General features: G+C 39.8%; 12 protein-coding genes and 1 pseudogene. 9 read left to right on the top strand and 4 right to left on the bottom strand.

Annotated elements, in window-relative coordinates:
• Positions 1 to 236: 236 nt before the first annotated feature.
• The 7 genes from V7083_RS10675 (at position 237) to V7083_RS10645 (ending at position 5,586) form a co-directional block, all read left to right on the top strand.
• The gene (locus tag V7083_RS10675; RefSeq protein WP_335477513.1) at positions 237 to 374 is read left to right on the top strand and encodes a hypothetical protein; all 138 of its coding nucleotides are present in this window, start codon (positions 237 to 239) and stop codon (positions 372 to 374) included.
• Between the two features lie 32 nt (positions 375 to 406).
• The gene (locus V7083_RS10670; RefSeq protein WP_335477512.1) at positions 407 to 1,087 is read left to right on the top strand and encodes an HGGxSTG domain-containing protein; all 681 of its coding nucleotides are present in this window, start codon (positions 407 to 409) and stop codon (positions 1,085 to 1,087) included.
• Positions 1,088 to 1,304: 217 nt separating this feature from the next.
• The gene (locus V7083_RS10665) at positions 1,305 to 1,781 is read left to right on the top strand and encodes a hypothetical protein (protein WP_335477511.1); all 477 of its coding nucleotides are present in this window, start codon (positions 1,305 to 1,307) and stop codon (positions 1,779 to 1,781) included.
• Positions 1,782 to 1,790: 9 nt separating this feature from the next.
• Positions 1,791 to 2,165, top strand: a complete 375-nt coding sequence (locus tag V7083_RS10660; protein WP_335477510.1) for a hypothetical protein — start codon at positions 1,791 to 1,793, stop codon at positions 2,163 to 2,165.
• Between the two features lie 23 nt (positions 2,166 to 2,188).
• The gene (locus V7083_RS10655; RefSeq protein ID WP_335477509.1) at positions 2,189 to 2,926 is read left to right on the top strand and encodes a hypothetical protein; all 738 of its coding nucleotides are present in this window, start codon (positions 2,189 to 2,191) and stop codon (positions 2,924 to 2,926) included.
• Complete coding sequence (locus V7083_RS10650; protein ID WP_335477508.1) at positions 2,923 to 3,108, top strand: hypothetical protein; 186 nt, start codon at positions 2,923 to 2,925, stop codon at positions 3,106 to 3,108. Before V7083_RS10655 ends, V7083_RS10650 begins: the two co-directional genes overlap by 4 nt.
• Positions 3,109 to 3,267: 159 nt before the next feature.
• Positions 3,268 to 5,586: a hypothetical protein gene (locus V7083_RS10645; RefSeq protein ID WP_335477507.1), complete on the top strand. Its 2,319-nt coding sequence runs from the start codon at positions 3,268 to 3,270 to the stop codon at positions 5,584 to 5,586.
• A gap of 94 nt (positions 5,587 to 5,680) precedes the next feature.
• Here the strand turns inward: V7083_RS10645 and V7083_RS10640 are convergent, their stop codons facing one another.
• Complete coding sequence (locus tag V7083_RS10640; protein WP_335477506.1) at positions 5,681 to 5,803, bottom strand: hypothetical protein; 123 nt, start codon at positions 5,801 to 5,803, stop codon at positions 5,681 to 5,683.
• A gap of 126 nt (positions 5,804 to 5,929) precedes the next feature.
• A complete protein-coding gene (locus tag V7083_RS10635) occupies positions 5,930 to 6,247 on the bottom strand; it encodes a hypothetical protein (protein ID WP_335477505.1) in 318 nt (105 codons plus the stop codon).
• A 199-nt stretch (positions 6,248 to 6,446) separates the two neighbouring features.
• Between V7083_RS10635 and V7083_RS10630 the strand changes: the two genes are divergently transcribed.
• The gene (locus V7083_RS10630) at positions 6,447 to 6,623 is read left to right on the top strand and encodes a hypothetical protein (protein ID WP_335477504.1); all 177 of its coding nucleotides are present in this window, start codon (positions 6,447 to 6,449) and stop codon (positions 6,621 to 6,623) included.
• Between the two features lie 35 nt (positions 6,624 to 6,658).
• Here V7083_RS10630 and V7083_RS10625 read toward each other — a convergent pair.
• Positions 6,659 to 6,825, bottom strand: a pseudogene (locus V7083_RS10625) (IS1595 family transposase); the annotation flags it as partial.
• A gap of 222 nt (positions 6,826 to 7,047) precedes the next feature.
• On the opposite strand from V7083_RS10625, the gene V7083_RS10620 reads away from it, so the two are divergent.
• On the top strand, positions 7,048 to 7,605 hold the full coding sequence (locus V7083_RS10620; protein ID WP_335477503.1) for a site-specific integrase: 558 nt from the start codon (positions 7,048 to 7,050) through the stop codon (positions 7,603 to 7,605).
• A 277-nt stretch (positions 7,606 to 7,882) separates the two neighbouring features.
• On the opposite strand, the gene V7083_RS10615 is transcribed toward V7083_RS10620, so the two are convergent.
• Complete coding sequence (locus tag V7083_RS10615; protein ID WP_335477502.1) at positions 7,883 to 8,011, bottom strand: hypothetical protein; 129 nt, start codon at positions 8,009 to 8,011, stop codon at positions 7,883 to 7,885.
• Between the last annotated feature and the right edge of the window lie 409 nt (positions 8,012 to 8,420).

The following is an 8,420-nucleotide window of genomic DNA, read 5'->3' as shown; positions in this document are numbered from 1 at the left end:
AATATTTATTTACGTATATATGTACCGTTTTTTCGTTTGTAACGTGTAACGGTGTAACCAAAGGGGGTGAGCCTTAGAGCGCCAACGCTTCGAGGGGTTACACGGTAGGGGTAATTTCCATGTAACGGAGGGTGTTACCTAGCAGGCTGGTAACTTTCCAGCCCTGGGGAAGGGGGTTTCCCTCCCGCAGCACCCCAGAAGACGCAAAACAAAGTCCATAAGAAAGGGGGATTAGCATGAAATCAGTAAAGTTGAAAGTTGAAGTGACTATTGGCGGTGAGATTGCCAAGCCAGGCGAAATTATCGTTCTTAGCGACCTAAGCGCACATGCGCTGGTAAACGAAAACAAAGCAGTTTTTGTTGAAGAAAAGTAAACTGCGATAACAAGCGGTAAAGGGGGGAGAGCATGGAAAGAAATTTTGACCCTTCTGATATGGAGAAGAAACGGGAACTTCACCCGAAAGCGGACCAGAAAAACTTTATTGATGATCGTAAAGGAAAATTAGTTTTACGTTGCGGTGGGAAGAAGCGGCGTGGAGGTCTATGTAAGTCAATAGCAGGGGCTGGCACTAACCATCCCGGCTATGGTCGCTGTAAATTTTGCGGAGGTTCCAGTACTGGTCCAAAAACGCAAGAAGGGCGCGAAAAAGTAGCACAGAATTCCCGTAAGCACGGGCTTTATGCGAAATACTTAACTGACGAAGAGAAAAGCACCTTTGAGGATTTGATTAATAAAAAAGACCTTTCTCTTATCAAAGAAATAAGTCTTTGCAGGACTAAGTTAGATAGTTATTTATCGCATTGCTGGTTGATTGAGCGCGCACAGGGTAAGAAGGGCCTAATTAAGACCAGGATAAAAAATGGCGTACTAAGTCAATATCAAATGGGCTCGATAGAAGATCCTCATCTTCTTAAATTATTAGAGCAACTTCGTAGATTAATAGCGACTGCGAATAGTATTGACGTTGATACAGAGGAAACCTTACTGGATAAGATTAACGCGGAATTACGGGCTGCAAGCCTAAAAAATAGCCAGGATTCCTGGGGATCAAGACAGGCACAGCAGCGTGTAACTGAAAACGAATAGAAAGTGTATATCTCTGTATACAGTATTCGTTTGAATGTAACAAATTAAATATTCCGTATCATTGAGTGAAAGTGTAAATGTTGATATTAAAGGATTTTTGATAAATCACTTTAAATCATTTATGCAGAATTTTATACATTGTTGATTTATCAACGTTTAAGAGGGTTTTAAAGACAGAGATTTCCCGTAAATCTTGCATAAAAAACGAGGTGTAAAAATGATTGTAAACGAATTGGACAAGCAGATTTCAGACATACTTTATGGTTCTGAAGAAAAAGCCGGTGCCGGTCAAACGGTAGAAAAGTTAAAGGAACTTCTGGAAGACCTTTGCGGAGAATTAAAGCAGTTATGGGGTCAAAAGGGTTTTACAGACGATCTTGCTAGAGAATTAATTGACGATTGCCTGTATTTGGCTACAAGACCCCTGGAAGAATACGACTGGGACGATTTAAAGTCCGACCATTTAATTACGCTGTTCTCTATGGCTTCTTCTATAAAAGAGTATAGGGAAGCAGTAAGTTGGGCTGACCGAAGCAAGGACATTGAAGTTCGCGTCTTTCTTAGAAAAGTAGAGTTAGAGAAGCACCTGTTTTTTATTAACGAAGAAGTGGAGCATTTAGACGGAATGGCTTTCAGTCTTTTAAGATGGCTAAACGCTAGAAATACGCTAATTCAAGCTTACCGTAATCGCTAGGGGGTTTTAATGGACCATTTCACAGAAGGCTATGTTAGTAGACAGGCAATTAAAAAGACCCTAGAAATCTTTCACGGTTCTAAGGGAACGGACTATTCGGAACTACGCCATGACAATGCAATTAAGGGCGATGGCGTAGGCGGTCGCAGACTCAATAAGATTATAGTCGAGGACGCGTTAAAGACTATCCCTGACAAGAAAGTCCAGTACTGTGTGTATGCGCGCTGGGTCCACGATATCCCTGCTTCTCGTACGGCTGTTAAGTTAGGTATCTCTAAACCTACTTATTACAAACTTTGTGAACAGGGTATTGACCATATTTATGAAGCCATTAATGGGCAGCAATCGGGTGTTAAGGCGCTTGTAGAATTGATTCTAAAATAAATTAAAATCGGAGGAATTACCCTATGAAATTCTCATTTTTAGAAACTGCAAAAGAAAGAAGTCAATCTTATAAAACTCTTTGTCAAGAAAACGACCAGAAGCGTGCTGCAGCAAGGAAAGAAGTTGAAGAAGCGAAAGCCGAAGAAAAATCCCTTATGGACCGTCAAATTAACGGGGAAGGCGTTTTCGAAGAATTAACGAAGGCTCAGACAAAAATTAAAGTAGCCGAAGCAAAATACCAGCGTGTTATTAGTGAAATCGGCGAGAAGAATCCCAAAATGGATTTTCAAGGAATTACTTTTAATTCGGTCCAATCTCAATTCAACGGTTATTTAAACAGTGGTTTACAGGTTGATATGGAAGAAGAATTATCAGAACTTACTGAAGCACGGGACCGTTACCTGGTTGCTGTAGAAAAAGCGTTAACTAAGTTTTACAGGCTTCGAGGTGAATTCAAGCAAGAAGTTATGGGGGCCGAATCCCTTTTTGGACGACAAGTTACAGGAAAACTGCCTTTAGGGTTTGATGAGTTTTTATTGCGTCCGTACGGACTATGGTGGGATAGATACGACGCTAACAACATACTGGCACCAGTTTATAAAAGGGCATTGGAGAATGTGGAAGGACCAATTCCTATCTACGAGGGTGTGAAAAGCCAAGACGTAAGGGTTTTACCTGCATCACTAGAAGAATGGACAGACCTGAATAACCCGTCGGTTACGTATAAAAAAGCCAAAAATGAAATTGGAGGGAAACTATGACACAAACCTTGGAAGAATGGCGGTACGAAAATCAGCAGTTACAGTTAAAGTTACAGGCTAAAGAGCAGCGTATCCAGGAGTTAGAAAGGAGTGAAAAGGAACTAAACGACTTTAAGCATAAGCAGGCACATGATAAGTGGGTCAGCGGTGGTCGAAAGGGTAACAGAGGGGTAAGGAAATAACTTTAAAATTAAATTTGTCGGTTTCATCGTTACGACGTTAAAGAAACGATTGGCGAGGAGTTGAGCATAGGCCTCCCAGGTGCAGATCACCTAGAAAACGATCTACATCCGGGAGACTTATGCTCTTTTTAGGTCTCCCTAACGAAAGGAGGTCTAAAAATGGCAAGAGAATTTGTAATGGGCGCTAGGATTAACTTAAATACCAGTGGCTATTCCAGCGGCATGGCGCAAGCGATACGAGATACGCAAATTTTTGGCCATTCTATAGACACTGGGTCTAGTAATCTTAGATCATTTGATAGTTCCGTTCATAGGACCGGGTCGTCTATGTCACAAATGGCAAGACAGGTTAGGACGGCTACGAATGAAATACACGAACAATCAAGAGCAGCAGGTACATTAAGAAACAGTCTATCTGGTTTAAAGGGTGTAATAGCAGCCGTAGCAGGTAGCATGGCGGTAAAAGGGGCCTATAACTGGATGGTAGGCGCTAATGCCGATATGGAGCAGTACAAAAATACGCTTACTGTAGTAATGGGAAGCCAACAGAAGGCTGTAGAACAATTAGCCTGGGCGCAAAAATTCGCTGCTAAAACGCCGTTTGAGATTCCTAGTATTGTAGACGCTACGACCCGTTTAGAGTCATATGGCATTGAGTCTAAGAAAGTGTTAGGAATAACAGGCGACATGGCAAGCGTTATGGGGAAAGACTTAATGCAAGCCGTGGAAGCCGTAGCGGACGCACAGACTGGCGAACTAGAGCGTATGAAAGAGTTCGGTATTACAAAGAAAATGATCGAAGACCAGGCTAAAATGTTAGGTACAAGCCCTATTAACAATAAGGGACAGATCACTGATATGAAAGCCTTTAATACTGCCATGTTTAGTCTTATGGAAGAGCGATTTAAGGGTGGTATGGAAATGCAAAGTAAGTCGTTCAAAGGAATGTTATCAAATGCTGCAGACTTTATGGGGTCTATGGGTCGACGGCTAGGGCAGCCACTCTTTGAAAAGGCGAAAGTAGGTTTAGGGGATTTCATAGGGTTTCTTAGCAGGCTGCAGGATAGCGGAGCTATAGATTCCTTTATTACAAAGACCCAGAAGGTCGGTTCTGCCATATGGAACGCTTTTTCTACGGCTGGAAGTATGATAGTAGGCCTATTTAATGCGATAAAGGGGCCTGCTTCGGCTACAATCGGTTACCTGGCTGATAACTTTAAAACACTAGGACCGTATATTTTCGGGGTAGGGTCAGCGCTGCTGGTCTACGCGGGATATTTAAAAATGGTTGCTCTGCAGACGAAGATTGTAACCATAGCTACGCGCGTCTGGAACGCTGTAACGAAAATGAGTCCTATTTGGTTAGTGGCTGCAGCGATAGGTCTGCTGGTCGGTTATCTGATTAACCTGGCAGGCGGCTGGGGTGTCGTGAAACAGCAACTTATAGCCTTCCTTCCAGTTTTACAGCAACTTTGGAGCAGTATCGTAGCTGGTGTTATGTCGGTCCTAAAGCAGTTATGGTCTGTAGCACTTACGGTGTTTAGTAACTTTAAGACAATGATTTTACCTATCGTCTTGGACGTGATTAATACCATAGTTTCAGTATTTGCCAGCCTGGTAGGTTGGGTACGCACCCACTGGACGACAATAAGCGTCGTAATACAAATAGCCTGGGCTGTTATTTCTGCTTATATTTCTGCAGGGATTAATACAGCAAAAATCATTATAACAGGCGGTTTCCAGTACATTTCTGAAATTATAAGTGGCGTCTGGAATGTCATAAAAGGTGTTATACAGATCGGCTGGTCTATCATATCTGGCCTGTTTAAAACAGGCGTAGCCCTTTTACAGGGAGACTGGAAGGGAGCCTGGGACAATATGCTTGGTATGCTAAAAGGCGTCTGGTCTGGGGTTAAAGACTTCTTTAGTGGATTGAAAGACTTATTCTTCGATAGCGGTAAGGCCATTATGAAAACACTGGTCGACGGTATTAAGTCAATGGCTTCAGCACCGTTTGACGCTATCAAAGGAGCCCTAAGTAAGGCCAGGGAATTACTGCCGTTCTCTGATGCGAAAACAGGACCGTTTAGCCAATTGACCCATAACGGCGGTAAAATTATGAGTACGCTAGCCGAAGGGGTTTATAAGCAAGCCGGAGCCCTTCACCGATCTATGAGCCAGGCATTTGCAGGCGCGCCAGCCCTTGCAGCCGGTTATGGATTCGTTGACAGCGGTGGGTACAGTGTAGGTGCGGGTTCCGTTAATCAAATGAAGAACTTCCCTGTAACTAGTGCTAAAACAACTAATAACTCTTCAAGCAAGACCGTTAGTTTCGGAGATACTCACGTCCATATTGATGGTTCGGGAATAAAGAATATTGAGGAACTAGGGGATGTGATTGTCGAAGTACTACATGATAGACTATCGGCTGCAGATGAAATTTATAGCAGCGCTGATATGGGACGCCTATTAGATTAATGAAACGGCGCCAGGTTTAATCCTGGCGTTTTTCATTTTGCAGAAAATCAGTAACTTCCTCGAATAAACTTTTGATAGGCTGCCTACCTTCTCCTCAGTTTCTTAAAAGGCGTAGTGCTTTTTCAGGCTGCTGGTAAGAAAGTTCAGCCAGTTTAATTGGAAGGTAAGCCTGCTTCTTTGCGGCTTGTTTAAGGTTTTCGAAAGCCGTTTCGGGCATGGATTTCACCTCACGTCGTTATGGGATCAAATTAGCGTATTTAGCAGAATGGTATCTTTTTAGATCATTCGGTAGGTGTAGAACGATGCGGAAATCGTAAACTGTTGTCACCCTTTTTCTTTTGAATTACCCTATTGAATTCTGCCATATTAAATTACCACTTGAGAGTAAAAATAAACTAACAGGCGGTTCTTCCATTGAAACTTCGTATAGGTGGCCTTCCGTAAGTTTCAAGTCTCTTGATTCATTAGAATGCTGTAAAATCTTTTTAATTCTAAAACAGCTAGCTCTATACTCTTTATAGCCAGGTTCACCATATTCCAGGTCGTTGCATGTTTCGTAAATCGTATCTAATTCAGCTTCTATTTTAAAACCGTTTGCCCATTCGATTAAAAACATTTCTTTATTTGGGTATTTAGCGATAGCCTTTACTATATCTTCCATCTATTCAATCTCCTATTCTTAAATTAGTTATAAATTATTTCCAGAATAAGGTGTGTCTGTTTTTTTCAATGCCTGAATTTCGTTCTTTTATCATTTATTTTGGCTCTTTTCGTAAATATTGTTGTTTTTAAAATAAAATCATCTACCAATATGATTATTGAGTTACAATGATTTAAAAATTAGCTTTGGAGGGTGAACAATGAATAAAACAGAATATCCAATTTGCGTAAGATGTAATGAACCAGTCGTTGTTAATAAAGAAAACTACGAATTGTTCGAAAAAATGCATTGGTTATGCTTTCATCTTGAATTTGAACATACAGGTTTTGACCCTGATGAGCCCTGTGAAGACCCAAGCTGTCCTTGGAACAGATAAATTATTTAATAGACTTCCGCAAAGGAGGTCTATTTTTACGCCCTTAACATTTCGACTGTAGTAAAACCTGATTTTGGAACGCCAAAACAAGCATTTGTTTCACTTCTTTTTCAAATGCTAAGTCCTCTCCTAAATCCAGCCATCGAAACCAATAGAAGTAATTGTCTAAGTATTTGGTTGAAACTTCCCTGGAACGTTCCAGCCTATATATTTATTGTAATTGAATTTGTTTAAAATTGGATAATAATAAGTCATATTTTAAATGAATGTAACAAAATAGAAAAAGTGATACATTCACAACCCCGCAAAAATAATGATATAACAAGGTTTTAAACGAATTGGTAAAATCTGTTGTTTTTGAATGTAACGTATTGTATATTTAATGTATCGAAATGAATGTAATTGTTACATAAGGAGGGATAAAATGAACGACAATAAAAGTACGACTGTCCAGCCGATTAGAAGTAAAGCCAAGATCGAAGAAGTAAAGCGGATTTTAAAAGAACAATCAAAGCGCGACTATTTTCTTTTTGTCATGGGAATTAATTGCGGCCTGCGGATCAGTGATATGTTGCAGTTAAAAGTTAAGGACGTCCTGGGAAAGGACTACATGAAAATTAAAGAAGGTAAGACCGATAAGTATAAGCGCTTTAAGATTAATGCAGCCCTGCACAATGAAATAGCCCTTTATGCTGCATACATGGACGAAGAAGATTATCTTTTTCCTTCCAGGAAGGGCGGTAATCCGATTACTAGGGTGCAGGCGTATAGAATTCTAAATAAAGTTGCTAATGAAGTAGGACTGGAAGAGATTGGAACACATACCCTTCGAAAAACATTCGGTTATCACTTTTATAAGAAAACAAAGGATGTAGCCATGCTGCAGGATATTTTTAACCATTCTGCACCGTCTGTTACTAAGCGCTATATCGGTATATCACAAGATGAAATAGACCAGGCAATTGACGATTTTAGTCTATAGCAGGTGGAAATTTGACTTTTATTCGCGTGAAGGAATTATAAGAGCATGTAAATCAATTACAAAAAAGACGGCAAAGGTAGAAAGTCTAATGATAAGAAGACTAGAGATAGGCAGGGGAAGTGATCTAAAAAGCATTGATGAATAACGGGTAGGCTGTTTAAAGTGAGATTAAGCAGTTTATTTTTAACATTCCTAATCAGAAGAGGGATTGAAGTTGAGGTATGATATCTGAAAAGAGTATGAAAGGGCAACCGAAATGGTTACCCTTCTTATGTTTTTAACTCGCTATCTTTTCTTCTTTCATCCATGATTCTTGGGACACTGATATACTCATGAAAAACTTCGCCATTTCTTTCATCGTTCCTTCACTGATTCGTGGAGGTTTAACTTCAACTGATTTCTCCATCTTTCTAGCTCCCAAATAGAAATTAGACTAATTTGACAGCTAGTACTAATTTCTATGCGGAATACATTAAAAAAACTGGATAGGTTGTTAAATTCTATCCTTAACATTTAATAACGAGGAAGAATTCTCAGAGGAAATGCTGCAACCAGAGAAAAATTAATTATTAAAACATTTTATACTGCTGATGATTAGTCATTTTAATTTTGTATATACAATAGAAGAACATAATTAATTTTCAATGAAAGTGGCCAGGTTGCCATATGATTTGTGATTAGGACCATAATAATAGCTTCATTCTTTTGGAATTGTAATTTATTTATAATTTCAACTACATTTTATTTCCTTTATAGTAATCTTTTAAATGTAATTATTTTAGGTGAAAAATTTTCCACAATTGTAATTATTAATG

This window comes from Bacillus sp. JJ1764, from assembly GCF_036962145.1.
Classification (GTDB): Bacteria; Bacillota; Bacilli; order Bacillales; family Cytobacillaceae; genus Neobacillus.
This window is presented reverse-complemented; position numbering and strand designations above follow the sequence as displayed.